This is a genomic window from Actinoplanes lutulentus (assembly GCF_003259845.1).
Classification (GTDB): Bacteria; Actinomycetota; Actinomycetes; order Mycobacteriales; family Micromonosporaceae; genus Actinoplanes; species Actinoplanes lutulentus.
This window is the reverse complement of the sequence record NZ_QLMJ01000004.1, coordinates 301,208-326,093: the sequence shown is the minus strand read 5'-3', so window position 1 is coordinate 326,093 and position 24,886 is coordinate 301,208. Positions and strand designations below refer to the sequence as shown.

General features: G+C 64.6%; 31 protein-coding genes. 8 read left to right on the top strand and 23 right to left on the bottom strand.

Features of this window, described 5'->3' with window-relative positions:
- The first annotated feature begins 60 nt into the window (after positions 1–60).
- The 3 genes from B0I29_RS11800 to mctP all read left to right on the top strand — a co-directional run bounded on the left by B0I29_RS11800 (position 61) and on the right by mctP (position 3,340).
- Complete coding sequence (locus B0I29_RS11800) at positions 61–1,350, top strand: glycoside hydrolase family 18 protein (RefSeq protein WP_111648959.1); 1,290 nt, start codon at positions 61–63, stop codon at positions 1,348–1,350.
- A gap of 119 nt (positions 1,351–1,469) precedes the next feature.
- A complete protein-coding gene (locus B0I29_RS11795) occupies positions 1,470–1,685 on the top strand; it encodes a DUF3311 domain-containing protein (RefSeq protein ID WP_111648958.1) in 216 nt (71 codons plus the stop codon).
- Complete coding sequence (gene mctP, locus B0I29_RS11790; RefSeq protein ID WP_111648957.1) at positions 1,682–3,340, top strand: monocarboxylate uptake permease MctP; 1,659 nt, start codon at positions 1,682–1,684, stop codon at positions 3,338–3,340. The genes B0I29_RS11795 and mctP overlap by 4 nt, the downstream gene beginning before the upstream one ends.
- Here mctP and B0I29_RS11785 read toward each other — a convergent pair.
- Positions 3,337–4,005, bottom strand: coding sequence for a DUF6301 family protein (locus B0I29_RS11785; RefSeq protein ID WP_146616770.1), 669 nt, complete (start codon positions 4,003–4,005; stop codon positions 3,337–3,339). The genes mctP and B0I29_RS11785 overlap by 4 nt on opposite strands.
- Positions 4,006–4,141: 136 nt before the next feature.
- On the opposite strand from B0I29_RS11785, the gene B0I29_RS11780 reads away from it, so the two are divergent.
- A complete protein-coding gene (locus B0I29_RS11780) occupies positions 4,142–4,849 on the top strand; it encodes a DUF2637 domain-containing protein (RefSeq protein WP_111648955.1) in 708 nt (235 codons plus the stop codon).
- Positions 4,850–5,775: 926 nt separating this feature from the next.
- On the opposite strand, the gene B0I29_RS45190 is transcribed toward B0I29_RS11780, so the two are convergent.
- Together B0I29_RS45190 and B0I29_RS45185 are read right to left on the bottom strand one after the other, a co-directional pair.
- Positions 5,776–6,519, bottom strand: a complete 744-nt coding sequence (locus tag B0I29_RS45190; protein WP_146616769.1) for a hypothetical protein — start codon at positions 6,517–6,519, stop codon at positions 5,776–5,778.
- A complete protein-coding gene (locus B0I29_RS45185; RefSeq protein ID WP_146616768.1) occupies positions 6,516–6,896 on the bottom strand; it encodes a hypothetical protein in 381 nt (126 codons plus the stop codon). The genes B0I29_RS45190 and B0I29_RS45185 overlap by 4 nt, the downstream gene beginning before the upstream one ends.
- A 191-nt stretch (positions 6,897–7,087) precedes the next feature.
- Here B0I29_RS45185 and B0I29_RS11770 point away from each other — a divergent pair, with 191 nt between their 5' ends.
- Positions 7,088–7,834, top strand: a complete 747-nt coding sequence (locus B0I29_RS11770; protein ID WP_146616767.1) for a hypothetical protein — start codon at positions 7,088–7,090, stop codon at positions 7,832–7,834.
- A 66-nt stretch (positions 7,835–7,900) separates the two neighbouring features.
- The gene (locus tag B0I29_RS11765) at positions 7,901–9,172 is read left to right on the top strand and encodes an IS4 family transposase (RefSeq protein ID WP_245972451.1); all 1,272 of its coding nucleotides are present in this window, start codon (positions 7,901–7,903) and stop codon (positions 9,170–9,172) included.
- A gap of 564 nt (positions 9,173–9,736) precedes the next feature.
- On the opposite strand, the gene B0I29_RS11760 is transcribed toward B0I29_RS11765, so the two are convergent.
- Positions 9,737–10,108 (bottom strand): tyrosine-type recombinase/integrase, encoded by a 372-nt coding sequence (locus B0I29_RS11760; RefSeq protein WP_111648952.1) that lies wholly within the window; start codon positions 10,106–10,108, stop codon positions 9,737–9,739.
- Positions 10,109–10,294: 186 nt separating this feature from the next.
- On the opposite strand from B0I29_RS11760, the gene B0I29_RS11755 reads away from it, so the two are divergent.
- Entirely contained in the window at positions 10,295–10,570 is a 276-nt protein-coding gene (locus B0I29_RS11755) for a hypothetical protein (protein WP_111648951.1), read from the top strand.
- A 180-nt stretch (positions 10,571–10,750) separates the two neighbouring features.
- Here the strand turns inward: B0I29_RS11755 and B0I29_RS11750 are convergent, their stop codons facing one another.
- The 17 genes from B0I29_RS11750 to B0I29_RS11665 form a co-directional block, all read right to left on the bottom strand.
- Complete coding sequence (locus B0I29_RS11750; protein WP_111648950.1) at positions 10,751–12,019, bottom strand: tyrosine-type recombinase/integrase; 1,269 nt, start codon at positions 12,017–12,019, stop codon at positions 10,751–10,753.
- Positions 12,019–12,213: a helix-turn-helix domain-containing protein gene (locus B0I29_RS11745; protein WP_111648949.1), complete on the bottom strand. Its 195-nt coding sequence runs from the start codon at positions 12,211–12,213 to the stop codon at positions 12,019–12,021. The genes B0I29_RS11750 and B0I29_RS11745 overlap by 1 nt, the downstream gene beginning before the upstream one ends.
- Positions 12,210–12,413 carry a hypothetical protein gene (locus tag B0I29_RS11740; protein WP_111648948.1) on the bottom strand — a complete coding sequence of 68 codons (204 nt, stop codon included), beginning with the start codon at positions 12,411–12,413 and terminating at the stop codon, positions 12,210–12,212. Before B0I29_RS11740 ends, B0I29_RS11745 begins: the two co-directional genes overlap by 4 nt.
- Before the next feature lie 107 nt (positions 12,414–12,520).
- The gene (locus B0I29_RS11735; protein WP_111648947.1) at positions 12,521–14,092 is read right to left on the bottom strand and encodes a replication initiator; all 1,572 of its coding nucleotides are present in this window, start codon (positions 14,090–14,092) and stop codon (positions 12,521–12,523) included.
- Complete coding sequence (locus B0I29_RS47700) at positions 14,089–14,997, bottom strand: hypothetical protein (protein ID WP_181557772.1); 909 nt, start codon at positions 14,995–14,997, stop codon at positions 14,089–14,091. The genes B0I29_RS11735 and B0I29_RS47700 overlap by 4 nt, the downstream gene beginning before the upstream one ends.
- On the bottom strand, positions 14,994–15,203 hold the full coding sequence (locus tag B0I29_RS11725; RefSeq protein ID WP_111648946.1) for a hypothetical protein: 210 nt from the start codon (positions 15,201–15,203) through the stop codon (positions 14,994–14,996). The genes B0I29_RS47700 and B0I29_RS11725 overlap by 4 nt, the downstream gene beginning before the upstream one ends.
- Positions 15,204–15,218: 15 nt before the next feature.
- A complete protein-coding gene (locus tag B0I29_RS11720) occupies positions 15,219–15,644 on the bottom strand; it encodes a DUF3307 domain-containing protein (protein WP_111648945.1) in 426 nt (141 codons plus the stop codon).
- Positions 15,641–16,048 carry a hypothetical protein gene (locus B0I29_RS11715; RefSeq protein ID WP_111648944.1) on the bottom strand — a complete coding sequence of 136 codons (408 nt, stop codon included), beginning with the start codon at positions 16,046–16,048 and terminating at the stop codon, positions 15,641–15,643. Before B0I29_RS11715 ends, B0I29_RS11720 begins: the two co-directional genes overlap by 4 nt.
- Complete coding sequence (locus B0I29_RS11710) at positions 16,045–16,368, bottom strand: hypothetical protein (RefSeq protein ID WP_111648943.1); 324 nt, start codon at positions 16,366–16,368, stop codon at positions 16,045–16,047. The genes B0I29_RS11715 and B0I29_RS11710 overlap by 4 nt, the downstream gene beginning before the upstream one ends.
- The gene (locus B0I29_RS11705; protein WP_111649163.1) at positions 16,365–16,712 is read right to left on the bottom strand and encodes an RRQRL motif-containing zinc-binding protein; all 348 of its coding nucleotides are present in this window, start codon (positions 16,710–16,712) and stop codon (positions 16,365–16,367) included. The genes B0I29_RS11710 and B0I29_RS11705 overlap by 4 nt, the downstream gene beginning before the upstream one ends.
- 770 nt (positions 16,713–17,482) lie before the next feature.
- Positions 17,483–17,884, bottom strand: coding sequence for an RRQRL motif-containing zinc-binding protein (locus tag B0I29_RS11695; RefSeq protein ID WP_111648942.1), 402 nt, complete (start codon positions 17,882–17,884; stop codon positions 17,483–17,485).
- Positions 17,881–18,312 carry a DUF6197 family protein gene (locus B0I29_RS11690; protein WP_146616766.1) on the bottom strand — a complete coding sequence of 144 codons (432 nt, stop codon included), beginning with the start codon at positions 18,310–18,312 and terminating at the stop codon, positions 17,881–17,883. The genes B0I29_RS11695 and B0I29_RS11690 overlap by 4 nt, the downstream gene beginning before the upstream one ends.
- Positions 18,309–18,836, bottom strand: coding sequence for a DUF6197 family protein (locus tag B0I29_RS11685; protein ID WP_111648940.1), 528 nt, complete (start codon positions 18,834–18,836; stop codon positions 18,309–18,311). Before B0I29_RS11685 ends, B0I29_RS11690 begins: the two co-directional genes overlap by 4 nt.
- A gap of 114 nt (positions 18,837–18,950) precedes the next feature.
- Positions 18,951–19,139 carry a hypothetical protein gene (locus B0I29_RS11680; RefSeq protein WP_111648939.1) on the bottom strand — a complete coding sequence of 63 codons (189 nt, stop codon included), beginning with the start codon at positions 19,137–19,139 and terminating at the stop codon, positions 18,951–18,953.
- Positions 19,136–19,939, bottom strand: a complete 804-nt coding sequence (locus B0I29_RS11675; protein ID WP_245972450.1) for an FtsK/SpoIIIE domain-containing protein — start codon at positions 19,937–19,939, stop codon at positions 19,136–19,138. The genes B0I29_RS11680 and B0I29_RS11675 overlap by 4 nt, the downstream gene beginning before the upstream one ends.
- 162 nt (positions 19,940–20,101) lie before the next feature.
- The gene (locus B0I29_RS11670; protein ID WP_221401748.1) at positions 20,102–21,088 is read right to left on the bottom strand and encodes an MraY family glycosyltransferase; all 987 of its coding nucleotides are present in this window, start codon (positions 21,086–21,088) and stop codon (positions 20,102–20,104) included.
- Between the two features lie 68 nt (positions 21,089–21,156).
- Positions 21,157–21,546 (bottom strand): hypothetical protein, encoded by a 390-nt coding sequence (locus B0I29_RS11665; RefSeq protein WP_111648936.1) that lies wholly within the window; start codon positions 21,544–21,546, stop codon positions 21,157–21,159.
- Between the two features lie 268 nt (positions 21,547–21,814).
- On the opposite strand from B0I29_RS11665, the gene B0I29_RS11660 reads away from it, so the two are divergent.
- Complete coding sequence (locus B0I29_RS11660; RefSeq protein WP_220091304.1) at positions 21,815–23,077, top strand: NsdA family TPR-like regulatory protein; 1,263 nt, start codon at positions 21,815–21,817, stop codon at positions 23,075–23,077.
- Here B0I29_RS11660 and cutA read toward each other — a convergent pair.
- Together cutA and B0I29_RS45180 are read right to left on the bottom strand one after the other, a co-directional pair.
- Complete coding sequence (gene cutA, locus B0I29_RS47695) at positions 23,070–23,621, bottom strand: divalent-cation tolerance protein CutA (RefSeq protein ID WP_311733508.1); 552 nt, start codon at positions 23,619–23,621, stop codon at positions 23,070–23,072. The two genes, B0I29_RS11660 and cutA, sit on opposite strands and share 8 nt — an antisense overlap.
- 308 nt (positions 23,622–23,929) lie before the next feature.
- On the bottom strand, positions 23,930–24,673 hold the full coding sequence (locus B0I29_RS45180; RefSeq protein WP_146616765.1) for a hypothetical protein: 744 nt from the start codon (positions 24,671–24,673) through the stop codon (positions 23,930–23,932).
- Positions 24,674–24,886 lie beyond the last annotated feature (213 nt).

Genomic DNA, 24,886 nt, shown 5'->3' with positions numbered 1-24,886 from the left:
GCGAGACGTTTAGCTTCCTCAATTAGGAAACTTTCTTCAACGTTTCGCCCTGGAGGGCTGATGCGCGGTTTATCCCGTCGCCTCGTTGCCGTGGCGGCCGCTGCCGCGTCCGTCGTGGCCGCGGCACCGTCCCCTGCACAGGCTCATTCTTCGTCTTCTTCGAAACATGTCGCGGTCGCCTACTTCACGCAGTGGGGGATCTACGGACGTGACTTCCAGCTCGCTGACGTCCAGACCTCCGGTGCGGCGGCGCGGCTGACCCATATCAACTACGCGTTCGGCCCGGTCACCGCCGATGGCGTCTGCGCGTCTGCCGACCCATGGGCGGACTGGCAGACGTCGTTCTCCGCCGAGAACAGCGTGGACGGTGTGGCCGACGTGGCCGGCCAGCCGATCGCCGGCAACCTGAACCAGCTCGCCGAGCTCAAGAAGAAGAACCCCAAGATCCGGCCGTTGATCTCGCTCGGTGGGTGGAGTGGTTCGGCCTACTTCTCGGACGCGGTGCTCACCGACGCGTCCCGGAAGAAGCTGGTCAGCTCCTGCATCGACCTGTGGATCAAGGGCAACCTGCCGGGGCTGGCCCCGGGCGTCGCGGCCGGCATCTTCGACGGCATCGACCTGGACTGGGAGTGGCCCGCGTCGTCGGGCAACGTCGGGAACGTCATCCGGCCCGAGGACAAGCAGAACTTCACGCTGTTGCTCGCGGAGTTCCGGTCGCAGTTGGACAGGCTGGGCCATGCTAACCGTCGACACTACGATCTGACGGCATTCGTGCCCGCCGCTCCGGCCAAGATCGACGCCGGTTTTGAGGTGCGCAAGATCTTCAAGTACCTCGACTTCGCGACCGTGCAGGGGTACGACTTTCACGGCACATGGGAGCCGGTGACCAACCAGCAGTCGGCGCTGCGGGTGCCCGCGGGCGCTCCGGACAACCCCGACTTCTCGGTCGAGAACACGATCAACGCGTGGCTCGCCGGTGGGGCACCGAAGAAGAAGCTGGTGCTCGGCGTGCCGTATTACGGCCAGGGCTGGACCGGGGTGACCGGTGGCGGCAACGGCCTCTTCAAGCCGGCCACCGGGCCGGCGCCGAGCGTTTTCGGCGGTGGGACCGAGGACTGGAAGACCCTGAAGAACCTGCCGGCGCAGGGGTACACCGTTCACCGCGACCTGCGGAACGGGCACGCCTGGCTGTTCGACGGTACGACGTTCTGGACGTACGACGACCCGGCTGTGCTGCTGCAGAAGTCGCTGTACATCCGGGCCAAGGGGCTTGGCGGGGCGATGATGTGGTCGCTCGACGGAGATGACGCCAAGGCGTCGCTGACGAAGGCGATCACGGCGGCTCTGTAAGGGATGGGGTGCGCCGTTTGGCGCACCCCATCTATCTTTCGGCGCATAGGGGATCGCCCGATCAACCGATGTCTCGTTAACGTGACGGACAACACACCGTTGCGTGACGGGAGAGTTACATGGCTGAGCCGGATCGTCCTCGTACCGATAAAAGCCCTTGGAACTGGCTGCTCATCATCCCGATCGTGGTGCCGCTGCTGACGTTCCTCTACAACCACGACGAGCCGCGCTTGGCCGGCTTCCCGATGTTCTACTGGCTGCAGTTCGCCTTCATTCTGCTCGGCGTCGGCACCACGACGCTGGTCTACCAGATGACCAAGCGGGGCAAGCGATGAGCGATCACATCACCGAGATCGTCATCTTCACGTTCCTGTTCCTGCTGGTCAGCGGGATGGGATTCGTGGCGTCGAAGTGGCGCAGGCCGAAGGACATGGCACACCTCGACGAGTGGGGCCTGGGTGGGCGCAGCTTCGGCGGGTGGGTCACCTGGTTCCTGGTCGGCGGGGACCTCTACACCGCGTACACGTTCGTCGCGGTGCCCGCGCTGATCTTCGGGGCCGGTGCCGCCGGGTTCTTCGCGGTGCCTTACACGATCATCATCTATCCGCTCTTCTTCCTGATTCTGATCAGGCTCTGGTCGGTGTCGCACCGGCACGGTTTCGTCACGCCGGCCGACTTCGTGCGGAGCCGGTTCGAGTCGCCGACGCTTGCGCTGGTCATCGCGATCACCGGGATCGTGGCGACTATGCCGTACATCGCCCTGCAGTTGATCGGCATCGAAGCGGTGCTCAAGACGATGGGTGTGACCGGGGAGAGCGCGATCGCCCGGCACCTGCCGATCATCATCGCGTTCGCGATTCTGGCGGCGTACACGTACCAGTCCGGGCTGCGGGCGCCGGCGCTGATCGCGTTCGTGAAGGACACGCTGATCTACATCGTCATCCTGGTGGCGGTGCTGTATCTGCCGTACAAATTGGGGGGTTGGGGTGCGATCTTCGACGCCGCCGACGCCAAGTTCCAGGCCTCGCCGGCGCCGGGTGACGGCATCCTGCTGAACGCCAACAATCAGGTGCAGTACTTCACTCTGGCGCTCGGGTCGGCGCTCGCGCTCTTCCTGTACCCGCACAGCATCACGGGGGTGCTGGCCAGCAAGAACCGAGGCGTCATCAAGCGGAACATGTCGGCGCTTCCGGCATACAGTTTCCTGCTCGGTCTGATCGCCCTGCTGGGTTACATGGCCATCGCGGCCGGGGTGAAACCGCTGCCCGGCGCCCGCGAGGGCAGTCTCGACAACAACACCGTGGTGCCGCTGCTCTTCGACCAGCAGTTCCCGGCCTGGTTCACCGGCATCGCGTTCGCCGCGATCGGCATCGGCGCGCTGGTGCCGGCCGCGATCATGTCGATCGCTGCGGCGAACCTGTTCACCCGCAACATCTACAAGGAATACCTGCGTAAGGACGCCACTCACGCGCAGGAGGCTTCGGTCGCCAAGATCACCTCGCTGGTCGTGAAGGTCGGCGCGGTGGCCTGCATCGTCTTCCTGGACCCGCAGTTCTCCATCGACCTGCAGCTCATCGGCGGCGTGATCATCCTGCAGACCGCGCCGGCCGTGGTCGTCGGCCTCTACACCCGATGGCTGCACCGGGGCGCGCTGATCGCGGGCTGGGCGGCCGGCATGGCGCTCGGTTTCTGGATGCTCTGGCAGATCCCGAACGCCGCGACCGGGCGGGCGCATTTCGGCGGTTCCGCGTTCCCGCTGTCCGATTTCGGTTTCGACACCAAGAAGACGATCTACGTCGGGTTCGTGACCGTGCTGGTGAATCTGCTGGTCGCGGCGATCGTGACGCTCGTGCTGCGGGCCGCGAAGACGCCGGAGGGGGTGGACGCGACCTCGCCCGACGATTATCTGGCCGACGAGGGTGATCCGCGGATCGTTTCTCCTTCTCCGGCTTCTCCGGCTTCTCCGGTGGACAAGATTTCGTCGACCTAGATCTGCTGGTAGGTGACGCCGGCCTGGTCAGGCAACCGCGTGACCAGGCCGGCCGCCATTTCCGCGTAGTCTTTCCCGGCGGCCGGCCAGCCGAGAACCGTCCGGTCGCCGGCCACGGTGATCGTGAGCCGGTCCGGCTCCTGCGCGATCGCGATCTCTTGTCCGATCCTCATCACGGTGTTCACCGGCAGCGACGCGGCCGCGGCGGCCAGCGCCGCACTGGTGATCGGATTTTCCAACGGGCTGATCTGAGGTGTCGCCGCTCGCCGGGGCTCCGGACGCAGCCACACATCGAGCGCGCCCGGCCGGTCCACCACGTCGAGCACCCCCGCCGCCAGGTGCCATCCGACACTCGGATCCGGCCCGGGAACCCGCGTCGGCGGCGGACCGAGTACCCGGGTCATGCCGGTGACCGCGCGATAGAACGCGTCGCGCCGGGCCAGAACATCGGCATCGTCGTGCTCCACCAGACTCTGGTAGACGGCGGTAACCTCGCCGCGGAACACGAAAGCCCCGGCGCTGCTGCCGAAGTCGCAGGTCACGGCACCCTCGGACGGCTCACGCCAGGTCCAGCCGGCAGCCTCGACCAGCCGCTCCAGCTCGTCGGCCGACCAGCCCCACTCGAACGTCGCGGCTGCTCGTGCCAGCGAACTCTCCCTGCTCACGGCGGCCATTGTCGCTCACGATTGCTTCCGAATCGGAGTGCAGCTCACGTCCCTCCGGTAGCGTCTGTCCCAAGCGTCGCCTTTGGTTCGTTTTCTCGTGTCAAGGCCTTATCTTTCGTTTCGAGGTCCTTACCTGATGATGACCCTGACCCAGGAGTTCGCCGCTGAGTACGCGAAGGGCGCCGTCCCCGGCATGCTCAGGGCCATCCGCACGATCAAGCGGGCCAACAACCTGATCCTGGTAGGCGCCCTGGCCGCCAGTTACCTGCACCAGGCACATTTTCTGGTCAGCCTGGGCGCCGGCATGTTCGCCTGGATCGTCCCGGCCGTCTTCGACCTGGCCATGCTCTCCATGCTCACGGTCAGCCAGACCGCCGGCATGGCCACCGACGCCAAACGCGCCGCCATGAAGATCCTCGCCGTGGTGGTGATCATCTCCGCGGCGGTGAACTTCGCGGCGCCCGGCCCGCTGGGCCTGCGCGTCATCTTCGCCCTGGTCGTAGGCCTGGTAGCCGGCGTCGAATGGGTAGCCGCCAAGATCCGCCCCGACTTCGCCGCGATCGAGGCCCGCGAGGTGGAGGCGACGCTCGACATGCGCCCCGCCCGCCGCCTTGATCCCGAGGTGGCGAAGGCACGCGCCGCGAAAGCCGCGGCCACCCGGCGCGCCAATCAGGCAGCGGCGGCCAAGGCCGCCAGGGTGGCAGAGGAAAGCGCAAGGTCACGCGCGGCCAAGGCCGCGGAGAGAGCAGCGAGGGTACGCGCGGAGCAATCCGAGCTGGACCAGATGCTCAACCAGACAAGGGTGATGTACACCGAAGAGGTGGGAGCCCACCGAACCTCGTGACCCGGGGTTTGCCGGGGGTTCCTTCGGCTTTCAGGCGGCGGACGAGTCGGCCTGTACGACGGACATTATTCCTCAGGTTGGCCCTGAGCTGCGAAAGCGACGCTTCCAGGCCCTTCCAGGGCGTCTCTGGGGCGTCGGAGGCTTCCTTGGCTTAGCCAATATCGGAGATTCTCGCGCGTACCGTATGCGCGAAATCGATTCCGGTATCCGTCAGTTGGTGCAGCTAAGCGATGACCACATCTACAAGAACCTAGTTGCGGGTGTCGACGCTGTTCCCAGCCTTGGCGAGAAATTGACCCGGTTCCTGGACGGTCGAAGGGCGGTCGTTCACCGGACTTGACGCTGTTGGATCTTGCGGTAGGGGACCGAATTCTGTTGCGCCCCGACGGACTAAGTTCCTATGTCCCGTGCGAGGAGATCGAACGTATCGTGGGCAAGCGCGACGACGTTGAGGAAGTGGCCGATGAACTCGTGGCGGCTGCTCTCAGCCAGGGTGGTCTAGACAACGTGACAGTCATCGTTATGGACGTGGTCGCCGAGTAGGCAGTCCAACTTTGTGAGAAGTTTCTGTACGGGTTCAAGGCGGCCGGCCAAAGCCGACCGCTCGCGCCGCCCAAGCAGGGCCGGACCGGAGGCCCGCCGATCGGGGACCCCGCGCCCTTAGCGCAAGCGCAAGGGCGCACCCCGACGGTTTCAGCCCTGCGGCAGGCGCGACACATGAAGAAGCCCCGGGCCGCCGAAGTAGCCGGCAGTCCGGGGCTTCTGACTCTCGGTGGCGTGACGCCTCCGGCGGGGACTCTGCCCTCTGGGATGGGTGGTGCCATCCCGTCACCCTTCGTCCAGGCGAAGCCGAGTAGTCAGGGGCCTGCCTGGGCAAGGTCGGTGCACCACGATGTGTGGACGAAGGCCGACGGGATGGTGCAAGCTTAGGACGTTGCGCGCAGCTTGCGCAACATTTTGTCCGCATCCCTTAGCATTTTTGCGGTCTCCCCTGGGCGGATTTCGTCAGGGTTGTGTAAAGCCTTATTTCTGAATTTCAGTAAGGCAATCATAGTGTCCGCTGACGCGGATCCCAGGTTGCGGGCCGCTGCGAATTCATGAATCAGCACTGAGAGTGGCAAAGCCGAACGTTGCGCGATTGTGGCCTGTGAATCAGACGACTTCCTGATTATCTGCTCAATTGCAATCCAGCGTTCCAGGAACATTGAGCCGATGCTGCCGCCGGTCGATATTTCGGGTGCAGTCGGTCTACGTCGCCACGGGTTCTTGTTCAGCATGATAGCTCGCACGAAAGTGGGCACCGCAGAACCCAAGAGAATGCCGCCAATGTAGGCGTATTGATCCTTATTTGTGGCTAACCACCCAAGGTTCGAGGCGGTTAATAAGGCTGCACCGATAATTGCGTAAACGGCGGTCACCCAATCCGTCAATTGGATGAGCCGCTGTTCGCGCCTGGCGCGCCGTTCGGCTACCTCGTCAGTTATGCGCACCTGCGCAACTGCAAGCGCCACGTCGCGAACGCCAGCTGGCTCTGACGTTAACCCCCCGAGGTTGGCCGCAACCTGTGCTCTGCTCCTGACATCATTCTTGATTTCTTCCATTGCTGCATTTAGAAACTCTTCGGCGTCTTGCGAAATAGCCGGAAGCCCCTGGTCCTCGAAGTCGGTCATCGCTTGAACCCCCAGACGACGGCGGTGGCGGCGACGACGGCGCTAAATACCAGTCCCCAAACGCCATAAACTTCATCGGTATGGTTGCCAAACCAGCCCGCTGCGATGCCAAATACGACAGCTACGGCAGACAACGTCGCTCCTGCGAGATCCTTTTTCCCTCCGCCTAAACCTCTTGTCTTGGAGAAGGCGGCAATCTCAACGTGGGTCACGGTAATCTGCGCCGGACCGCCGCCCGTTCGATCGCTTGCTTCTACACGGCTCGCTTCTGCTAGCAGATCGCGTGCCCACCGTTCCACGTGTTGAACAACGGATGCGCGAGTCGCCGGCGGCAGGCTCGCGACACCGGGAACGGAGACTTTCACCTCGTCTGCCACAGAGGCAATGTACCGGGCACGATGATCGGAACACCGAGAGGCAGGGTGCCGCTGGGCCTACAAGGTTGAAGTCCCTGTTGGCGGCATCGGCAAGATGCAAGATTTCGCCACCACCTGGCACGTTGTGGTGAAGCCGTCCTGTCTGGAGGATCGATGCGGTGAACTCTTTGACCGTAGACGACGCTCTCCGGATGCAAGCGACGCTGGCCCGCTGGCTCTCCGCCAAAGATGGAGCAAAATGTGCCTACGCCGTCGGCGAGCTCATCCACTCACGATTCCCAGCGGTCGAACCGCCCGACTGGGAGCGCGCTAAGCGAGAGGCCAGCAGCTTCAGCCAGAGTATCGCCGCTGCAACGCTCGTATGGTGCGATCCACCGATGGTGGACATGTGGGCCGCCGCAGCAGACAGCTACCCGGACGAGCCTCTAGAGGCCCATCAACTACTGGACCCGGACGGCATCGTCATCCTGGCCAAGCCCCTGCCGCGCATCCTCGACGCCGGCCAGCCCCAGCTTCCGAAGGAACAAATCAGCGCGATCACCTGGTCCACCACCGGCCGTGACGGCAGCACAGTCATTCTTCTGACGTGGAATCAGCATCGAGGACTGGACAAGGTGGGCTGGAGCGACCAGCCGAGACACACTATCCTCGCGCCTGGCCTCAGCCCATCCACCCTCGGCATCCGCCAAATCGGATCCCCTCGTGAGGGTGAGGTCGCCGTTCAGCTACTTCAGGTGTTGACCGGGCTCATCAGGTCACCATTGACCGGCGAAAGCGAGTACAGCGGATCCAAGGCTGCACGCAAGGTGGCAGCTCGCTCAGGCATGACCGATCCACGCATTCGCAGGGTGTATCTGCGTCATCCGGAACACGCCGTCGCCGAACTGCAAGCGGCGAGGGACGTCCGGGCCAGTGGCACGCAATGCCCCTTAGCTTAAGTTGATCTTGCTGGGTTGGGGTGTTGGTCGTGGGTGGCGGCGGGTGGTTCTGGTGTGATGGCCGCCGTGTCGGGTGTGGATGTCACGGCGGATCAGGTGTCGGTCGGCGTGTTGGTGACCGCGGTGCCGCGAGACGCGGTCGATGCCGCGGTAGCGGCGTGTGGGGTCGGGGCGCAGCGTTCGGGCGGGAAGTTGCCGCCGCATGTGACGGCGTATTTGACGATGGGGTTGTGGCTGTTCCCCGACGATGACTATGCCGAGGTCGCGGCGAAGGTGACCGGGTCGCTGGATCGGTTCGGGTGCTGGGACGCGTCGTGGTCGGCGCCGACCACCGGTGGGATCAGCCAAGCGCGGCAACGGCTGGGCCGCGACGTGTTGGAGGAGGTGTTCGAGCAGGTCGCTGGGCCTCTCGCTGCGGCGGCGACGGTCGGGGCGTGGCTGCGGTCCTGGCGGGTCCTGGCAGTCGACGGTTTCGTCGTCGACGTGCCGGACACCGCAGCGAACGCGGCGGAATTCGGTCGATCGAGCAGCGGCTCCGGGGTGTCGCCGTTCCCGAAAGCCCGGGTGGTGGCGTTGACCGAGTGCGGCACTCATGCGTTCATGGCCGCCCGGGTCGGGCCGTGGGCGCACGGGGAACAGACTCTGGCGATGGCGTTGTATTCACGGCTGCGTCGTGGCGAACTGCTGACCGCGGACCGTAACTTCTACTCCTATCCGGCGTGGGACCGGGCCGCGGCGACCGGCGCTGACCTGCTCTGGCGTATTCAGGCCGGGGTCCGCCTGGACGTGGTCGAGGTCCTCGCCGACGGCACCTATCTGAGCGTGCTGGTCGACAAACACGTGAGTAAAGCCGGCCGGGCCCGGATCCTGGCCGCGGCCCGGTCCGGCGACTTCGGCGACTGCCCCGACGCCGTCGACGACCGCGGCTGGCCCCGGGCCCGGCTGGCCCGGGTGATCGAGTACGACGTCCCGGACCGCGATGGCAACGGCACCGGCGAGGTAATCACCCTGGTCACCACCATCCTCAACCCGAAAGCCGCCCGCGCCGATGAGCTCGCCGAGGCCTACCACCTGCGCTGGGAACAGGAAACCGCCCAGGACCAGCTGAAAACCCACCTCCGCGGCCCCGGCAAAGTCCTGCGATCGAAACTGCCCGACCTTGTGCACCAAGAAATCTGGGCCTGGCTACTGGTCCACCACGCCCTGACCACCCTGATAGTCCAAGCCGCCGACGCCGCCGCGATCGACCCCGACCGAATCAGCTTCACCCGAGTCCTGCGCCTGGTCCGCCGCTCCGCCACCGGAACGGCGGACATTCCCCCCTCAGGACTGGACTGACGCCCTACCCGGCATCCACACCCACATCACCGCCCGGCTCAACCCGACCCGGCGCCACCGCACCTGCCCCCGCGCCGTCAAACGCGCACGCCACAACCGATACCGCACCAAACAACGCGACGAACCCGCCAGCATCCGCCACCCCGGACCAGCAACAATCCGCTTCTATCCCGTCACCCGACAACCAGCAAGATCAACTTAAGCTAAGTGGCATTGCAGTGGCACGAGTCGTGGTCACTGGGTCAGCGGCCATTGGAAGCGGCAATGGCACTCCAGTATTGGCGAACACAGGTGGACCCGCATCGAGGGCTACCCACGAGGAGATTTTTCCGCAGGCCAAGTAGCTGGCTCCAAGGCTCGCATTATCCGCGGTGATCGATGACCTTCAGGGCGTCAGGGCGTCTCCAGGGCGTCTGACGCTGACTAAAGATGACCAACAGTGCCCATTGGCCACCATCAATATTGCCTGCTCAGTAGGCAGCTCGCGGTCGTGAGCTTGGGAGCGGCGGACGAGTCGGCCTGTACGCCGGATTCTGCGTAGTACAGACGGCCTGAGCTGGCATTTCATTGATCATCTCGTCCCTGGGGCCACGGCCGGGCCATCAGCTCGTGCAGCATCTGGTCCAACGCGGTCCGGGCGCGGCCCTGGCTGGACTGCATGAGATGGGTGTAGACGCGCAGCGTGAATGCCGGATCGGAGTGGCCGAGCCACTCGGAGATCGCGCGGATGTTCTCGCCGGCGTCGAGCAGGGTGGAGGCGAACAGATGCCGCAGGGCGTGCATCCCGTTGGCCCGGACCTGCTCCAGCCCGGCGGCGGCGATGGCCGGGTGCCAGGACAAGCGGTTGAACGTCGTTCGGTTGAGCGCACCGCCACGGCCACTGGTGAAGACCAGGTAGACCGTGAGCTTGATCGAGCCAGGTCGGACGCGGTTCATGCCGCCTGCCGAGGAAGATCATCGGGGACACATTGGGGACATCTGGTGCTGTAAAGCGGTGTCAGGCACCGTGAGGCGACGAGGAGCAACGCCAGGTCATGGGCGGTTTCGGTGCCGCTGACACCCATGATCCATCTTTGGGGTTCTAGTCCCCGCGTGCTTCGGCGACCCTTCTAGACTTCTCGGATGGTCGCCGACGGCGCGGAACGCGCTCAGTACACGGTCACCCTGGTGGTAGACGCGCCGCAGGATCTTCCCGGCTACGAGGCGCAATTTGAGCCCGAGGGCGGCATCGTTCGCATGAAACCGGGAGACCGCATCACGGTAATCATGGCGGGACCTTCACCACCCGAGATCCTCGTACATCCATACCCAGGCGGCCTCAGCATCTGGCGGTGTATGAACGTCAAGAAGGTGACCGTCACGGATAAGGATGGGCGCCGGGTCGATGGCTTGTATTGAGTGGGTGTCGAGCTTCGGGCCATCATGGGGCCATGGGGCCATCATGGGGCCATCAAATGCCGCTCAATGTTGCTCACCGTTGGCCATCAGCGCCTATGTATAGATACTGGTCAGCGCCGCGCCCAAGGCCATGACCTTGAGGGCGGCGGACGAGTCGGCCTGTACGCCGGACATTGTTCCTTAGACAGGCTTTGAGCTGCGGAAACGCCGCTTCCAGGCCCTTCTAGGGCGTCTCTGGGGCGTGAGAGGTGTTCGCGGCTTCCCGAATAGCGCGTCGATGGCGGCGCGGGTGCGTTCCTCGCTGGCCGGCATGAGATGGGTGTAGGTCCGCAGTGTGAAGCCGGGGTCGGCGTGGCCGAGGTACGCGGCGAGTGCCTTGATGGTTTCGCCGGCGTCCAGTAGGGCCGAGGCGTAGAAGTGCCGCAGTGCGTGCATCCCGTTGGCTCGGTCACGCGGCAGTCCGGCTTTCTCGACGGCCGGGTGCCAGAAGTCCGGGTTGAAATCGCTCCGGTTGATCGCGTTCTTACGGGTTGTGGTGAACAGCAGTGTTGCCGTAACCCGCTTATTGCTGGCGGGGTCTTCCCACGGCAGGGTGACGGCCAGTGGTGGCACGTCGATGATGTGCTGTGCCAGCACGTCCAGGATCGCTTCGGCGAGAGGCACCCGACGTTCCTTGTTGTTCTTCGGCAGCCCGTAGACGAGTCGCGAACGCACCCGTTTGACTTGCCGCCGGACGTGAACCCAGCCGCCGACGAAGTCGATGTCCTCGACTGCCAGGCCGAAGATCTCGCCTTGTCTCAGCCCGCAGGCGCTGCCCAGATCGACTACCGGTTGATAGCGGGCGGGAATCGCCGCGCGAACGGCCTGGACCTGTTCCAGAGTCCATGGAACGACTTTGCGTTCATCCGGCCGGGGCGGTTCCACGGACTTGGCCGAGCACGGGTTCTTGCCGATGCGCTCATCGTCGACAGCGGCACCCAGAATCGATCGCAGGTGCGCGAATGTCACCGAGCGGGTGCCGGGTCCGATGACCCCGGTTATCTGGGTGTCCCACTCCCTAATATGACTCGGCCGAATCGAGGAGAGCTGTTTGTCGCCGAAGAACGGGTAGAGGTGCCGCCGTACCCGAATCTCGACGGTCTCTCGGGTGGAGGCGTCGAATCGGCGGGTCCGCATCCATGTCTCGGCGAAGTCGCGGAACAGGATCAGGCCGGCGGCCGGATCGATGTAGGTGCCGCGTAGCTTGTCGGACTCGACGGAGATGAGGTAGTCGTCGGCGGCCCGCTTGGCGCGGTCGGGAAACGACTTCTTGCGTTCGCGACCGGTGGCGGGATCCGTGTATCGGACTCGATATCGGAGACCTTTGCCGTACAGGCTGGTTTTGACGCGGGCCGTCTTGCCGTCAGGCCCTTCGACCGTTTTGAACCATCGGTCTTCCACGTGGCCCATTACGCCGCCTCTCGCTGGACTCGGAACCAGTCCCGGACGTCGTCCGGGTCGTAGCGGAGATGCCGTCCGACGCGGCCGGCGGGCGGGCCGTAGTGGCGCTTGCGCCACGCGTAGAGGGTTTGGACCGGGACGCCGAGGTAGGCGGCTGCCTGTTCGATGTCCCAGAGGCTTTCGCGGGTGGGTGTGGTGGTCATCCGTCTCCCTTCGGTGTGACGGTGAGGTACACGCGGATCTCTCCGGTGTGCCGGGCCGGGTGGGTGCTGACGCGGCAGGTTGCCCGGTCGCCAGTGATGGCGGCCAGATGTCCAATGAGATGGGCCTTCTGCGCGGTGACGGTCTCGGCGGGGCCGATGAGCCGGATCGCGAGCAGAGGCCGGAGTCGGGTGGTGGTCATGGTGGTGCTCCTTCTGTTGGCAGACGAGAGGTCTGGGCCCAGGCGCGCCTGGGCGGCGCGGGGTCGTATCGCTGTGGAGTTGTCAAGGAACGGTTGACACGTACGTGTCAGGCGGCGAGAGGCTGGACCTTGGGCGCCGGGTCCGGGTCGGCGTAGTCGCGGGCGGTGTCGGCTTGTCGGCGGGCAGCGTCGGCGGCGGAGTTGGCGAGCAGGGCATCACCGGTGGTGATCCAGCCGGTGGCGTGGTAGCCGAGCCGGTAGACGACGAGGTCGGCTTCCTGCTCATCCCAGAGATGGGGGAAGCCTTGGGTGCGCCGCCAGATGGTGCGTTCGAGGCGCTTGAAGGTGTAGTTGACCGAGAAGCCCCGGCTTTTGGTGGTGATGTGGCCGCCGTGCCCGAACTGGTGGGCGTAGCGGCGCAGCCGCTGCCAGCCGTCGGCGATGCCGAGGTCCCAGCACGATCGGATCAGCCGGCCGAGGTGGGTGTCCGGGGTGGCGTGCAGTTCGACGGTCATGTCATCGACGCGGCGGAACACCTGCCCGGTGACCTCGGTGCTCTTGGTGACGTACTTCGCGAGATAGCCAGTCAGCTTGGTCAGGTTGTCGTCGCCACCAGGAGCGTTGATGTCTTTGAGGTCCAGGCCCTGAGTGCCCCAGGCGATCCGCCACCCTTTGCCGCCGTGAGCCGGATGGGTGTGGCTGGTGTAGCTGGTCTTGCGGAATGCGGTGTCCAGGACGCTGGCGAACATGGCCCGGGTGACCGCCCGGTCGGCCGGGACGATCGCGGAGGGGCAGTCCGGGTGGTAGCCGTCCAGGCGGAAGATCGCGTGGTAGTGGATGACGCCGCGGGCCTGGAATTCGAAGACCTTGACGTAGCGGCGGCGCAGGGTGACACCGAGCCGTTTGCCGAGCCGTTCCAGTTCCCGGTCGGCTTCCTGGACGGTGCGACGCCACAGTTCGGGGGCTTCGTGGTTCCAGACGACCTGCCCGTCGTGGTCGTAGCAGTCCAGGCAGAACGGGGTGCCGACCGCCGGATCGGTGGTCTTGTGGCGGGCGGTGCAGCGGATCTCGACGCCGTGCGGGCACGCCTTGCCGAAAGGCCGGCAGAGCGAGGCGCGGCAGGTGCAGCGTTCCCGGCTGCGGCAGTCGGCGGCGTGGGTCTTGACGACACGGTGATGGACCGGCCCGAACGAGGGTGCGGTGGCGGTCAGGAAGATCGCGATGTGCTCGCCGAGCGGCGGCAGGCCGTAGCGGTTGCCTTCCAGCCCGGCGCGGATGATCTGGAAGGTGTCGCGGCGGTAGACCTCGGCGCAAGACGGGCACACGCTGGCGCGGCGGTTGCCGCACGGGGTGTAGATGACGCCGTCGGGCATGGTGTCGGTGTCGATGGAGTGCATGATCGAGCCGTCGCGGTTCTTGACGTCGATCTGCCCGGAGAGCCGGATCGGCCGGGTGCAGGCGGCGGCGGCGCTGACGTGATCGAGCCAGTCGGGGAATTCGCCGGAGCGGACGCGGCGGCGGGCGGTGGCGACTTCGCCCGGTTCGAAGCCGAGCCGGGCATCGCGGTGCGGCGTGGCGGGTGTGGTGGTGGACGTGGCCCAGGGCCAGTTATCGGCGTTCTCCCCCGTGCCCACAACCGTGGTGGTTGTGGGCGCGAGAGGCAGCGTCGAGCTGGTCATGCGGTGACCGTCGTGACGGTGCTGCCGTTGTGCGGCCGGGTGGTGGCCGGGATCGGCGGGTTCGTTTCGAGTTGGGTGAGGATGTCGGTCGCCTGCGAGCTGGGGACACGCAGCCGGACAGCGAGCTGGCCAGCGTTGATGTCCTCGCCGTAGACGTCGCGGTGCGAGGCGGCGATGCTCCGGGCGTTGGTCAGCAGCGGCTCAGGGAACCGCGGAATGACCGGCGCAGCGGGAACCGTCACGTCAGCCTCAGGCGGCGGAGCCGGGATGGGCTTCGGTACTGCCGGGCTGGTCTTCTTGGCCGGGGTCCGTTTCGCTGGGGTCTTCTTCGCCGGTGTGCTTTTACGGGGTGTGGTGGCCCTGGTCTTGGATGCGGCGGCCGGGCGGTCCTCTACGCGCGTGGTGTCGAGAGACGTGGCGGGTGAGGTGGCCGGCATGTCAGCCGCGACCGGGTCGGTGGGCCGTTTGCTGGTGACGGAGAAGACGAGCTTGGACAGGCCGAGGAAGGCCAGCGCGGGCAGGGCGGAGACCACCCAGCCGGAGACGCCAGGCTTGGCAACGGCGAGCTGCGCGGTCAGCGAGAAGCCGACAGCGCCGAACAACAGGAGCATCGGGTAGCCGACCTTCGCGTGCGGGTCACGGCGACGGCGACGGCCGATCTCGATGATGGATGCGGTCGGGATCAACTCTGAGATGACCGCATTCGCCCAGCCGAACCATTCCGGGGTGTCGGCAGGGCTGTTGTCGAGAGTCCAGTCATGGACGTGGGTGAAGGAAGCAGCACCGGCCATCAGGCCAACGGACAAGACGATGAGGATCAGGACGCCGACCTGGAGAGTGTCAGCGTTGAGCCGCTTACGCGGCGCGGGCTGGGAGGTGTCCGTTGCGGACACGGCGGTCGTCATGACGCCTGCCGAGCAGGCGGAATGTCTTCGAAGCGAGAGAAGCCGAGCAACAGCGGGCTGCTGAGCCCGAAGTGCTCCTTGAGCATCTTGGTGACGGTGTTGACGTCGTCCATCGTGCGGATCGGCAGGGGGAGGGTGACCTCGCAGTTGCCGTTCTTGAAGCCCTGAGCCTCAGGAGAGGTGTAGGAGAGCATGTAGCGGTACATGGCGGTGTCCTTTCGTCAGAGGCAGGCGATGAGGAGGGCGGCGACCCAGAGGCAGCCGTAGTGGAGGGATTGGTCGGCGAGGTACATGCCGCAGATCGGCGTTTGCCGGTCAGCGAAGGCGGCGGAGCCGGTGTTGTTGAGCAGCCAGCGCACAGGCCAGCGGCGATCGATAACCGCGTGAGTCGCGGCGGAGAAACCAATTCCGGCGGTGAGACCGGTTGCCGTGATCGGCAGGTGAAGAAGCCAGGCGGTGACGGCGAGCATCACCAAAGCGGTGAGGTGATAGGTCGCGACGTGCACGAGCACGTGACGCCAGCCATGCCGGCCAGGCGCGGCCTTGTTACCGGCATCGGTGTCGGTCTGGATGATGTGGTCGCCCAGTTGATGGGCAGCGTGCAACGTCACCGCGACAGCGGCGAAGGTGACGGCGATCGTGGTCATGCGAGGACCTCCGGATCGAGAGGGATGACGGCGGCGACGCCGTGGCAGCCGTCGCAGAAGATCGGGGTGAGGCGGAGAACCGCGAGGTCATCGACCAGTTCGGTCGGGGTGTTGTAGTTCGCCGGGTAGACGGCGAGCCCGTCGCAGTCGGCGCACGGGATCGTGCAGACGGGGCAGCGTTCGTAGAGTTCGCCGAGGACGTCTTCGCGTCCGGCGGGCATCTGTGTGTCGATGCAGAAACGGCAGTGGTCTTGCCGGGCGTGGAGTGCAGCCCAGGTCATCGCGTCGAGCCAGGAGAGGAAGGTTCCGCCCCACTGGCAGCACGGGCAGAAGCCTGCCCACGGGTCGCGGGAGCCAACGGCGGTGCTGGCGATGCGGATGCGCTGCTGGTTGATCAGGCTCATCGGGCACCGCCCGCGAAGTAGGCGGCAGCCCAGCCCGCGCCGGCGCAGCCGATGCAGAAGAAGAGTGGGCCGAATTCGTCTCGGTCGACGTAGATCGTGCCGTCGCAGTGGGTGCACGCCTCGCGGCGGTTACCGAAGGAGGCTTGCCGGATGTCCTCGGCAGTTTCAGCAGCGAGTTCCTGGATCTGTGTCGCGGCCATCAGGAGGTCGGCGGTCTGCTGTTCGAGCTGGTCCAGGATGTAGACGGTCTCGTAGTAGTCCGAGTGCAGGTTTTCGCCCAGGTCACGGACCTCGGCGAGGCGACGGTGGGTGCGGGTCATCGGGCACCTCCGGGGGTGCAGTCGAGGCAGGCGCCGGTGCGGCGCGGGATGTAGTAGTCCTGGAAAACCCCGCATTCGGGGCAGGTCCGGCGTGCGGTCATTGCCTTGTCCAAGGCGGCACGCTGAGCGGCAGTGGCAGTGCGTTTCGGGACCGCGAGATCGATGCGGTAGAGGAAGGCGCGGCGATGGCCGCGACGCCACATCAGCTGTGCGGCGATCTCCTGACCGCCAGGGCGCAGTCCATCGGCGCGCAGTTGGCGCAGGGTGGCGAGGCCGGTCGGGGCCAGCTTGAACGGGTACGTCGGAATGCCGTACCGCTCACCAGACGGGTCGAAGAACACCATCGGGTCGTCCAGGTTGGCGTCGGCCGGCACCGGGTCGGCCTGGTCGTCGCCGTGCGTGCACGGCTGGCCGAACGTCGGGAACTCGTAGGTGTCCCGGTCGACGTCCTCAGGCAGGAACGCCGCCTCGCAGCTAGCGCAGACGATCGCGCCCTTGTCGAACACCTCCAACGACAGGCGGATCTTGCGGGGGCATTCGCACTCGCAGGACACACCGTTGTTGTTGTTCGTCCGCTTCTTGCCCTCCCCGATCACTTCGGGGTGGCGGAAGACGTTCAGCGCTTTACCAAGGGTCTGGATCGTGGCCGCGTAGTCGGCGGCGGCCTGGTCGGACAGCTTGCAGGGCGAGTAGCCGAGCTTGTCGTCCTTCTCGGCGACGAGGCCGAGTTCCTTGGCGAGGGTCGCGAACTTCTTGTTGTGCCAGCGGCCCTGCCGGGAGGTGTCCTGGACACCACGAACGTCGGCGAGACCGTGCGCGGCCTCATGCAGCAGGGTGACCAGAATTTCGGCCGGGCTGCGCTTAAGTCCTTCACCGGAGATCAGGACTTCCGGGAGTTGGCGGTCGCCGTGCTGCCAGCGCAGCGAAGCGAAGTGCCCGTATTTGAGGGCGGCGCTCGGTTTGGCCGGCGAGCCGGAGCCGACGATCAGGACGACTTCCGGGACCTCGGGGTGGCGACCGCGGATCGCGGCCCAAGCGGTTTCGAGGGCGGACAGCAGTCCGGCGGTGGTGAAGGGTTGACACGTACGTGTCAGGTCAGCGATCACGGGGGTTTTCATCGAGGGCCTCCGTCGCAGTCGAGGCAAGCGCCGGTCCGGCGCGGGATGTAGTAGTCCTTGAGCTGGCCGCAGGCGGGACAGGTGCGGCGGGCACGCAGGGCCTTGCCGAGCGCGACGAGCTGCGCGGGCGTGGCGGTGCGTTTGGCCGCTGCGAGATCGCGGCGGTAAAGGAAGGCGACGCGCTGCTGTTTGCGGTGCCGCCAGAGGATTTGCGCGACCGGGTCTTGGCCGTTGGGGCGTAGCCCGTCACGGCGCAGCTGGCGTCGAGTCGCCAGACCATCCGGTGCGTAGCGGTACGGGAAGGTTGGGAAGCCGTAGCGGCTGCCCGTCGGGTCATAAAACTCGACCTTGATTCCGGTGCGAGCACCCAGCGCTTCCAGGAACGAGTCGGTGCTCATGCCGCCACCTGCTCGGCCTGCCGCCGGTAGGCGAAAGCAGCTTCCTGAAGCGCGCCGATCGCGTGGACTCGGGTGCGTGCCGGAGCGGTCTCCCAATCGAAGACCGAGGCGTGCTGCCCGGCGTAGCCGACCGCGAGAAGGTAGGTGTTGAGCCACTCGACAGCGGCCGTGTAGGTGTGCCGTGCCTCGGCGCTGATGTTGTCGAGCCGGACCACGTTGTGACCGAACACAGCGACGCGGATCGCGCCCAGCGTGGACGCCGGGTAGCAGAACGGCCCGTGCTCCGGGCAGATCGAGAAACAGCGGCCGTGGGTCTTGTACAGACCTTTAGGAGTCCAGCCGTGACAGGTCAGGTAGGCAGCGGCCCGGTAGAGAAGGTCGTCGACGTCGCGGACCGGCAGCGTCGGCCGGCAGCTCGGCGCGGTCATCGGGCGGCCCGCCAAGCGAGGAAACCCTCACGAGTGCACGGTTCCTCAGTGCGGGTGTAGTGCCAGTCGCAGTAGTCCTTGAGATCGTCGTCGGAGGCGTGCTGCCAGTCGTATTCGTCGGCAGCGGCCCGCAGCGTGGCGATGACGTTTCCGGGGGTTTGGCCATCGCGGTCGTTCCACTCGGACGGATTGATGGACTCGGTGGTCCACTCATCGCCGTCCGCGACGATGACGCCCTGATCGATCAGATAACCGGTGAGGTAGGCGACGGCGCGGTTGCAGTCCCGCACGTTCGGGCCGTCGAGGATGGGGCAAAAACGGACTTCGCCGTGGGCGGCCATGCCGATAGCGCCGACGACACAGGCACCAGGGAAGGCGCGGTCGTTATAGGCGTAGTAGTCGCCTTGATGCCAGCCTCGGACTTCGAGGTAGCGGGCGGCTCCGCGCAGTGTGTCGGCCAGGGTCACCGTGGGTTCGGTGGTGGTGTCGGCGGCGGAGCTGGTCGGGTTTTGGGTACGGTTCATGACGCCACGTCCTTTCGTGGGCGGTGGTGGTGGCCGACGGGCCGGGCAGCTTTCCTAGGGCGTGATCCCGGTTCGTCGGCTGTTCCTATGTGGCAGTGCTGGTGGTGCCGTTGATCAGCGGCGCTTCGCCGCGTACTTAGCGAGGTATCTGCCGGTCATGCCGTACGGGCAGCGGCGGCAGGTGACGGTATTGCGGGAGAAGCGGAACGGCTTGCGCCAGGTGCCGCAGGCCATGCAGCGAACAGCGACGGCGCAGCCGGAGGAGTCACGGCGCACGCGCGGGATCAAGGTGCTGGTGTTCATGCGGCAGCCCTCATTTCGGCCACGAGTTCCGCTCGACCTCGGCGGATGCATGCGGCGTAGTCAGCGACGCGGATGATGTCGGTGTTGCTCATGTGAGCGCCCTTCATCGACATGGGCACTCCGCCGTGGGCGAGAAGTAGGCCCTCTCCGCGGTTGTTCGGATCGATGCGAGCGGCAGAGAAGTTCTTCGCTGCCCAGCCGTGGCCGAGTACGACATCGGAGGAGGAGTCGTCGACGCATCGGCCGGCCCAGCGCCAGCCGAACAGGAATCGCAGTGAAGTCGGGATGATGTCCGAGCTCGGGCGTTGGGTGGCAGAGGCGTCGATGATGCCGACTGCTCGGCCCCGTGCGGCGATGTCGCGGTTGAGCGCGGAGAAGTACTTCTGTTCGGTCTCGGTACCGACAGTGGCGGAGAAGTACGCCAGTTCGTCGATGGCGAGCAGGATGCACCGGATGTCATCGGCCTTTTCGATCTTCTGGCGGCGGTGATCCAGCAGGAAGGTGTAGCGGTTGTCCATCACTGCTTGCAGCCGCTCCAGCGTGTCGATGGCGTGATCGAGGTTCGGTCCGACGAACACGTCGGCGCAGTCCCGCCAGAGACCGAGTTCAACTTGCTTGCCGTCGATCAGGACAAGATCGGTGTCGTAGCAGAGGGCAGCGTGACCGACGACGGTATTGAGCAGCGAGGATTTACCTGCGCCGGGTTCCCCGCCGATGAGGATGTTGCGGTAGATCAGCGACAGGTTGACGGCGTGGCCGAATTCGTCGATGCCGATGAAGAGAGGGTCGAAGATGGACATGAGGGGTCCGACCGGAAAGTTCGGCCGGGCTAGTGGAGACGTCATAGCGCGGTGGCTCCGATCGGATACGGAGACGGGCCGGCGCGGTGCTGATGACCAGGACGGTCGGGACCGCGCCGGAGCCGCCGGTGAAGGGCTTGACACGTACGTGTCAGCGCGGTTTTAGGCGTAGTCGCTCGGATCGATGCCGTTCGACGACGGCGCTTCCGGCTGGCGCGCGCGGCGCGGCCGGGTTTCCTTGTTGTCAGGTGAACGGCGAGGGCTCACCGGTACGTCGACCAGGTTCACGCCTAGCGGCGGAACAGCCGGAGAAGTCGGCGCATTGGCCGGCATGTCATCCGGAACCAGATCCGGCAAGTTCGACAGGACCGTGTCGCCAAGCGGCTCGCGCCGGATCACATCCAACCGGAGAAGCGCAGCGTATTTGCGGCCGGAAGGCATTACTCGGACCTCGTTGGCCCAGCAGCCGACCGCCAGTTTTTGGAGTTGACCGGGCTGTTCCAGGTCGTGCAGGGACAGGCCAGGGCGCAGCCAGATCCACACGCGTTCACCGGCCGGGGTCGGCCTGGCGAACAGGATCATCGGCAGGGTGCCTTGCCGGTTGTTGGCGACGAACGCGGCAAAACACAGCCGCAGACGATGCCGAACAGCCAGACACCAGTACGCCGACATCACGGCGAGCCGGGCAGCCCGGACCACAGCGATACCACCGGCGACGCCAGCAACCACGGCCAGCGACAGCCACAGCGGAGTGGACAACATCAGCCACGTCCAGCCGTAGACCAGGAAGCCACCGAGCAGGATTTCCGGCAGCCACCACCAGATGATCCGAACGATCGGCCAGATGATGACCAAGGCCGCGAAGAAGGCACCTACGAAGACGCCGGCCGCGATGCCGACCAAGATGCCGAGGATCGGGTGCAGGTAGTGCGAGGCGACCGTGCCGCCCAGCAGTGCGGTCACCAGCAGGGTGACCCAGAACGTGATGATGGCCTTGCGGCGCTGGTTGTAGCGGGTCGGAGCCTCGATGACCGTGACGGTCTGGCCCTTGTTGGTTCCGCCACCGAGTGTGCGGCGGGTAGGCTTGGACACCACGATTCCTCCCTCTCCGGAGGGTTGGAGTTGGGTTGAACAGGTGCGGGGCCGCACCTAGACGCCAATCTCTGGCGGCCCCGCGTCTGCGAGTCGGTGGCTTCAGGAGCCAGACGGATACGGGATCAGGCGGCGGCCTTCATGGCCGTCGGGCCAGCAACGACCTCCAGGGCCGAAGCCTTGAAGGCGACACCACTGCGGGTCTTACCGTTCTGCTCCGACACCCACGGCAGCGCCTCCAGGTCACGCGGGATGACCTGGTCGCCGTCCTGAACGTCCGGCATCTCGGCACTGACGATCGTGATGTTGAGCTGAGCGGTCCACTTCTTGCCGACCGCACGACCACGACCGAAAACCGGCGCAGTCCACATCGGCAGACCTGTGTCACGGGTGTCGCGCTTCTGCACGCCGTCACCGTCGAGCTTCGGCACGATGTCGTCCGCCAGCTCGAAGATGACGTCCCTGGTGTCCAGCAGAAGGCGCGGCTGCGAGCTCACGCGGGGCTGGTTCGGCATATCTGGCTCCTCAAGAGGTAGGGCGCGCCCACTGCGGGCGATGGCCTTGACTCAGCATGCTGACTGAGTCAGTCTGTGTCAACCAGATCGGCTGACTAGAGCCAGAATGCCCCGCAACATGGCACAAGTTCTTGCCCATGGGGGCGGTACCCATCATGGGTACAGTGAAGTGAAGTCCATGAATTGGTTCTGGCGACGGGGAGAGCGCAAGATGCATGTCCCGCATCCGCAGGCAGCCATCCCGCCAGCGGTACTACAAAGAGATGACGTGCGGGATGCCATCGCGCGACACGACTTCGGCCGGCTCTTCGTGTTGGTCAGGAAGTGGGCAGGGATCAGCTACTCGCGAATCGCAGAGTCATGCTCAATAAAGCCGGAGAGGGTCGGCACGCTCGCTAGGGGTCAAGGAAGTATCACGACATTCGAGAAGATTGCCGCAATAGCTGATGGCATGAGAATTCCTGGAGGCATGCTCGGTTTGGCTCCACGCCCATGGGAGAATAGTGAGGCGTTAATTTACGGAAACGCCAATCCGGGTGGAGGTGATTCGGTGCTACGCAGGGACTTCCTACGGGTCTCGCTGGCAGGAGCGACGGTCGCTTTAGGCCTAGGTGAGACGCTTGAGCATCTCATAAGAGGTCGAGTTGGTTCGGACCTCCCCGCGATTCTCCGGAACCGGGCTGCGCGGCTTCGACGGCTTGACGACGTGCTCGGAGGCGGAGACACGTTCAAGCTCTATCTCTCTGAGTATGAAAACACTAAGGCTCTAATAAAGAGTGCAAGTAAGACGACTGCGATCGAAAAAGACCTACTTTCGGTCCTTGCCGAGCAAGCTCAGCAAGCTGGTTGGGCCGCATTTGACATGGGTGACCACGTAGCTGCCAAAAAGCTCTATAGCGACTCTCATGGGATAGCCTTAGAAGCTGGCAGTGACTCGCTAACCGGAAATGCTTTGGCGTTCCTTGCTTACCAGGAGTTGCCGATCAGCCCGCTCATTGCTGTAAAGACGGCCGAGCAGTCTTGCGCCTTGATCAGAGCGCAGGCGCCCAGTAGCGCAAGAGCATTGCTCCACGAGCGCCGGGCATTGGCTCATGCTGTAGCGGGCAACGCTGCTGCTGCGGACGCTGCTCTAGATGCGGCACGTCAAGCGCTGTCTGACGACGATGGCAGCCTCCAGCCCGACTGGTCCAGGTGGGTCGACCACAAGGAACTGGACATCATGACCGGCCGGTGCTGGACTGAATTGCGTCGGCCGCTCCGAGCCGTGCCAGTGCTGGAGGCTGTCCTTGGAGGCTTCGACGACGCCCACGCTAGAGATAAGGCCCTGTACTCCTGCTGGCTTGCAGACTCATATCTCATGGCTGGAGAGATAGAAGCCGCAGCGGCCACAGCATCGCAGGTCTTGACACTTTCTGAAGGTGTCGCCTCTGTTCGCCCTCGGCAACGGCTTCAGCCAATCCTTGAGCAGCTAGAGCTACAGCCGGGAGTGCCTGAGGTTCGGCAAGTCCTAGAGCAAGCTCGTACTAGCTAGCCTTGTGGTCCTCAAGAATGCTCTTGCGTAACCAATCCAAGTACGCGGCGGATCCAGCAATAATCGGTGTTGCAAGAATTTCCGGGTTTTTCCACGGGTGATGCTCAAGCAGGTAGGCCTCAAGCTCAGTGTATCTACTTACGTGCGTTTTAAGTAGAACCTGCCACTCTTCGCCCGTTCCGAATTCACCGAGATGCCAAAAGGCCGACACCACGGGACCTGTGATTTGTGCTCCAGCTGCAAGTCGCAGCTCAACCGCGGAACGAGCTATCTTCTCTGCTTCGACTCGATTTTCGACCGCAGTGGACACCTGGATAAATTCGTATCCGGATACCACCTCAGGCTGTTGCCGAGGATTTCGCGCCTCATGCCATGAGATGATTGTGCTAGGACTCCACAGATGAGTGCGACCGAGCGTCTGAGTCGGTTCTGGCATCTGTCCCCGATTGCGGTACGAGCTAACCGTGCCGACCAAGACGCCAAGATATGCAGCAACGTCAGTGGTGGTCCACCACTCGGCATCCGGGTCAGGTTTCGTCGTCACGCATGCATTATGCCAAGTGATGCGGACCTTGCACCACCGCTGAAGAGGTCCAGTGCGGAGCATGGATTTACAGCAGGTGGAGAGCACGCATCTTGTGAGAAGTTTCTGTACGGGTTCAAGGCGGCCCGCTTCGCGAGCCGCTCGCGCCGCCAAAGCAGGGCCGGGCGGAGGCCCGCCCCGGTGCCGCCGGCTTCGCCTTGGCACCGGGGTTTCAGCCCGGCGGCAGACGCGAACGAGCAGGAGCCCTCGGGGGTGCCGATTGTTTCGGGCATCTCCGAGGGCCCCAGTTATGTCGCGGACAGAGATGATCAATCTTCTTTGCGGCGGCCGGATCTAGCTGGCACGCTTTTTTTCGGGAGCAATAAATTCATGCGCTCTTGATCTTCTGGAATTGCAAGTATGTCGCCCGCTTTCGGAAACCCTGAGTTGCCTACGCTAGAAATGATTGATCCATCTTTGAGCCCTGAGAGAAGACCGCTTCTGAATAGCTCAGGGTTAGTCCCTGATGATTGCCCGGTCTCATCGTCATAAAGCGATAGAAGTCGCGCAGCTCTCGTGGGTCCGTTGTTCGTTAGAATGTCCACGAGAATGTCCTTTGCTGGCTGATGAATGCTGCGCCGGGCCTTTTCAATCGCCTCGTGCACGACGGGGTCTACCTGTGCCTTTAGCGCGTCAAGGCTGCCCTCGGCTAGGCCGAGGCGCTTCGAAATTTCGGAAACGGAATCGACGATGTCTTTCTGGGCGGACATCAGCACCTCCGAATCTCGGCGCTCCTCCTCTTTGGCTCTGTTGGAACTTTTTTCAGTCGGCCAAGCATGCGCTCGCATGTCCGTAACGGTTTCACGCATCATTGAGAACGTGTCGGAGTAGAGGCTTGAGAACAATGCCTCCAGTCGTTGAACGCTGGCGGCTATGTCATCCGCACTTTTCTGTGACCTCTGTGCCTCAGATGTGCTCATCCGATAAAAAACGATAGAGAGGTATAGAGCCACCACTGCGAGAACAGTCGAAATAACGGCTGATATTAGGTTGAATGCTTCGACCACGTCCACGCTCTAATCGTACCTAGGCGTTCAACCACTGGTTGGCGCGACCGGCACCAAGGGCACCGTCAATATCCTGTCCTCGCCGGACAGGCTGGCTCCCGGGATGACGCATTCCCATGAGTGAGCGATGCAGGTCGTCGTGTCCAGGTTCGGAGTCATCCCGGTCGCCTGCCCGAGGGGGATGCCAGATCACCGCCAGGGCGTCAAACGGTGAAGCTA

Bases quoted from the DNA above. Each gene is read 5' to 3' on its own strand.
- B0I29_RS11800 (WP_111648959.1), top strand. From the start codon at position 61: ATGCGCGGTTTATCCCGTCGCCTCGTTGCCGTGGCGGCCGCTGCCGCG.
- B0I29_RS11795 (WP_111648958.1), top strand. From the start codon at position 1,470: ATGGCTGAGCCGGATCGTCCTCGTACCGATAAAAGCCCTTGGAACTGG.
- mctP (WP_111648957.1), top strand. From the start codon at position 1,682: ATGAGCGATCACATCACCGAGATCGTCATCTTCACGTTCCTGTTCCTG.
- B0I29_RS11780 (WP_111648955.1), top strand. From the start codon at position 4,142: ATGATGACCCTGACCCAGGAGTTCGCCGCTGAGTACGCGAAGGGCGCC.
- B0I29_RS45190 (WP_146616769.1), bottom strand. From the start codon at position 6,519: ATGACCGACTTCGAGGACCAGGGGCTTCCGGCTATTTCGCAAGACGCC.
- B0I29_RS11770 (WP_146616767.1), top strand. From the start codon at position 7,088: ATGCAAGCGACGCTGGCCCGCTGGCTCTCCGCCAAAGATGGAGCAAAA.
- B0I29_RS11760 (WP_111648952.1), bottom strand. From the start codon at position 10,108: ATGAACCGCGTCCGACCTGGCTCGATCAAGCTCACGGTCTACCTGGTC.
- B0I29_RS11755 (WP_111648951.1), top strand. From the start codon at position 10,295: ATGGTCGCCGACGGCGCGGAACGCGCTCAGTACACGGTCACCCTGGTG.
- B0I29_RS11750 (WP_111648950.1), bottom strand. From the start codon at position 12,019: ATGGGCCACGTGGAAGACCGATGGTTCAAAACGGTCGAAGGGCCTGAC.
- B0I29_RS11745 (WP_111648949.1), bottom strand. From the start codon at position 12,213: ATGACCACCACACCCACCCGCGAAAGCCTCTGGGACATCGAACAGGCA.
- B0I29_RS11740 (WP_111648948.1), bottom strand. From the start codon at position 12,413: ATGACCACCACCCGACTCCGGCCTCTGCTCGCGATCCGGCTCATCGGC.
- B0I29_RS11735 (WP_111648947.1), bottom strand. From the start codon at position 14,092: ATGACCAGCTCGACGCTGCCTCTCGCGCCCACAACCACCACGGTTGTG.
- B0I29_RS47700 (WP_181557772.1), bottom strand. From the start codon at position 14,997: ATGACGACCGCCGTGTCCGCAACGGACACCTCCCAGCCCGCGCCGCGT.
- B0I29_RS11725 (WP_111648946.1), bottom strand. From the start codon at position 15,203: ATGTACCGCTACATGCTCTCCTACACCTCTCCTGAGGCTCAGGGCTTC.
- B0I29_RS11720 (WP_111648945.1), bottom strand. From the start codon at position 15,644: ATGACCACGATCGCCGTCACCTTCGCCGCTGTCGCGGTGACGTTGCAC.
- B0I29_RS11715 (WP_111648944.1), bottom strand. From the start codon at position 16,048: ATGAGCCTGATCAACCAGCAGCGCATCCGCATCGCCAGCACCGCCGTT.
- B0I29_RS11710 (WP_111648943.1), bottom strand. From the start codon at position 16,368: ATGACCCGCACCCACCGTCGCCTCGCCGAGGTCCGTGACCTGGGCGAA.
- B0I29_RS11705 (WP_111649163.1), bottom strand. From the start codon at position 16,712: ATGGTGTTCTTCGACCCGTCTGGTGAGCGGTACGGCATTCCGACGTAC.
- B0I29_RS11695 (WP_111648942.1), bottom strand. From the start codon at position 17,884: ATGAGCACCGACTCGTTCCTGGAAGCGCTGGGTGCTCGCACCGGAATC.
- B0I29_RS11690 (WP_146616766.1), bottom strand. From the start codon at position 18,312: ATGACCGCGCCGAGCTGCCGGCCGACGCTGCCGGTCCGCGACGTCGAC.
- B0I29_RS11685 (WP_111648940.1), bottom strand. From the start codon at position 18,836: ATGAACCGTACCCAAAACCCGACCAGCTCCGCCGCCGACACCACCACC.
- B0I29_RS11680 (WP_111648939.1), bottom strand. From the start codon at position 19,139: ATGAACACCAGCACCTTGATCCCGCGCGTGCGCCGTGACTCCTCCGGC.
- B0I29_RS11675 (WP_245972450.1), bottom strand. From the start codon at position 19,939: ATGTCCATCTTCGACCCTCTCTTCATCGGCATCGACGAATTCGGCCAC.
- B0I29_RS11665 (WP_111648936.1), bottom strand. From the start codon at position 21,546: ATGCCGAACCAGCCCCGCGTGAGCTCGCAGCCGCGCCTTCTGCTGGAC.